The organism is Stenotrophomonas sp. SrG (genome assembly GCF_050031795.1).
Taxonomy (GTDB): domain Bacteria; phylum Pseudomonadota; class Gammaproteobacteria; order Xanthomonadales; family Xanthomonadaceae; genus Stenotrophomonas; species Stenotrophomonas rhizophila_A.
On sequence record NZ_JBNBBE010000038.1, the window covers coordinates 1 to 698 of the forward strand.

The following is a 698-nucleotide window of genomic DNA, read 5'->3' on the forward strand; positions in this document are numbered from 1 at the left end:
TCGCCTTCGAACTCGGTGTGCGGCTTGATCGAACCCGGCTTGCACAGCACCTGGCCGCGCTGGACGTCGTCACGCTTGGTGCCGCGCAGCAGCAGACCGGCGTTGTCGCCTGCCTGGCCCTGGTCCAGCAGCTTGCGGAACATTTCCACACCGGTCACGGTGGTCTTCTGGGTGTCGCGGATACCGACGATTTCGATTTCTTCGCCGACCTTGATCACGCCGCGCTCGATACGACCGGTCACCACGGTGCCGCGGCCCGAGATCGAGAACACGTCTTCCACCGGCATCAGGAAGGTCTTGTCCACGTCACGTTCCGGCAGCGGGATCCAGGTGTCCAGCGCCTCGACCAGCTTGATGATGGCCGGCACGCCGATCTCGCTCTGGTCGCCTTCCAGCGCCAGACGGGCCGAGCCCGAGATGATCGGGGTGTCGTCGCCCGGGAAGTCGTACTTGCTCAGCAGCTCGCGGACTTCCATTTCGACCAGTTCCAGCAGCTCGGCGTCGTCCACCATGTCGGCCTTGTTCAGGAACACGACGATGTACGGCACGCCGACCTGACGCGACAGCAGGATGTGCTCGCGGGTCTGCGGCATCGGGCCGTCAGCAGCCGAGCAGACCAGGATCGCGCCGTCCATCTGGGCAGCACCGGTGATCATGTTCTTGACGTAGTCAGCATGGCCCGGGCAATCGACGTGGGC

1 protein-coding gene is annotated in these 698 nt (G+C 64.8%); it reads right to left on the minus strand.

Going from position 1 to position 698, the window contains the following annotated elements:
* The coding region (locus ACQG3P_RS18885; protein ID WP_426805888.1) for a GTP-binding protein at window positions 1-698 on the minus strand (698 nt) is incomplete at both ends.